Origin of the sequence: Pseudonocardia lacus, assembly GCF_018531445.1 — a bacterium.
GTDB lineage: Bacteria > Actinomycetota > Actinomycetes > Mycobacteriales > Pseudonocardiaceae > Pseudonocardia > Pseudonocardia lacus.
The window spans coordinates 1-1,558 of the sequence record NZ_JAHDTH010000448.1; the positions used below are offsets into that span (position 1 = coordinate 1).

1 protein-coding gene and 1 pseudogene are annotated in these 1,558 nt (G+C 78.4%); one reads left to right on the forward strand and one right to left on the reverse strand.

The window, feature by feature from the left end:
* Nucleotides 1–1,153 (reverse strand): annotated as a pseudogene (locus KIK08_RS38985) (type VII secretion protein EccC); the annotation flags it as partial.
* 152 nt (nucleotides 1,154–1,305) lie between these two features.
* Between KIK08_RS38985 and KIK08_RS38990 the strand changes: the two are divergent.
* Nucleotides 1,306–1,558, forward strand: a 253-nt coding sequence (locus tag KIK08_RS38990; protein WP_214408325.1) for an EsaB/YukD family protein, incomplete at its 3' end; no start/stop codon positions are given.

A 1,558-nucleotide genomic window follows, 5' to 3' on the forward strand; every position in this document is an offset into this window, starting at 1 on the left:
GGTACCGGGCCATCCGCCGGGCCAGCGCGACGGCCTCGGCGCGGCAGAGCGCGTCCGGCTCGCCGACCAACACGTTCTCCGCCCCGCGGCGCAGCTCCCCCGGCCCGACCCGCAGCCGCAGCACGGTCGGTCCCGGGGTGCGCCCGGGCGGGGCGCCGACCCGCAGCACGGTGACCCCGGCGACGCCCGCCCACGGCCCCGGCGCCTCGGCGGCCCCGTCCACGACGACCAGCAGGTGCGGTTCGCCCTCGCCCGGCCCCTGCGCCCGCCCGGCCAGCTCGACCTGCCACCACAGCCGCAGGTCGTCGGCGTCGGCGGTGACCATCCGGGCGGGCCCGACGGCGTCGCGGCGGCGGGGGTGCGCGGCGTGCGGCAGCCACTTGACCCAGTCCCACTCGGCGGCGGCGCGCCCCGGAGCGACCACCGCGAGCAGCGCGTCGGCCGGGCTGTGCCACAGCACGTACTGCGCGACCAGCGCCCTGGCCAGCGCGCGGGCCGGCGCCGGGTCGCCGTCCGCCCCGGCCTCCAACCAGACGACGTTCGCCGCCCGCACGGACAGCGCGACCGGCAGGTCGGGGACGGCGGCGTGGGCGAGCAGGAACCGGCGCAGCGCCAGCGCGGTGACCGGCTCGATGCCGTCGACCGGACCGGTCTGCGGCGCGACCAGGTGCGTGCCCAACCGCTGCGGCCCGTGCCCGATGCGCAACTGCCCGAAGTCGGGGTCGGCCGGGCTGCGCTCCCACAGCCTGCCCTCGGCGAGCACGGCGGGCCAGGCCGCCGGCTCGGGGTGGACCGACTCCAGCGCCGCGCGCTGGTCGGCCCCGATCCGGCGGACCGTGCGCCGCAGCGTCGACAGGTAGCGCAGGTAGTCGCGCCGGTCCTCGTCGACCGCGGCGGCGCGCCCGCCGCCCGACCGGCCGCCACCGGCCAGCAGCATGCCCAGCGTCGAGACCATGAACATCCCGCCGAACAGCCACGACGTCGGGTTCTGCGCCCCGAGCACGGCGATGAACCCGATCGAGGCGAGCAGCATGACCAGCGGCAGCAGGCGCAGCAGCAGCCCGGAGGGGACCACGCGCTCCGGCTCCGGTGGCGGCTCCAGGACCAGCTCGCCGCCCGGCAGGGTTGGCGGCACCCGATCGGTGCGCGACACCGCGACGGTCCCCATGCTCGCCCCCACCAGTTCTGCGGAAACGCCCCGCCGACGGGTGGGGCGCTGCGATGCTAGGCACCGGTCCGACCTGCTCGTGGCCGTTTCGCAGAACTCACCCCGCTCGCCGCACCATCCACTGTGGAGGGTCACCCGTGCCCACGGCCACGACCTACTGCCGGCTCACCGTGCTCGCCCCGCGCACCACCGTCGACGTCGCGCTGCCGGCCGACATCCCGGTCGCCGAGCTGGTCCCGATGCTGCTCGAACTGGTCGGCGAGCCCCTCCCCGGACGGCCGCCCCGGCCGTGGCGCCTGCGCGGCCCGGCCGGCGGCCCGCTCCCCCCGGCCGCCACCCTCGCCCGGCTCGGCGTGCTCGACGGCGAGGTGCTGCGGCTCTCCCCCGACG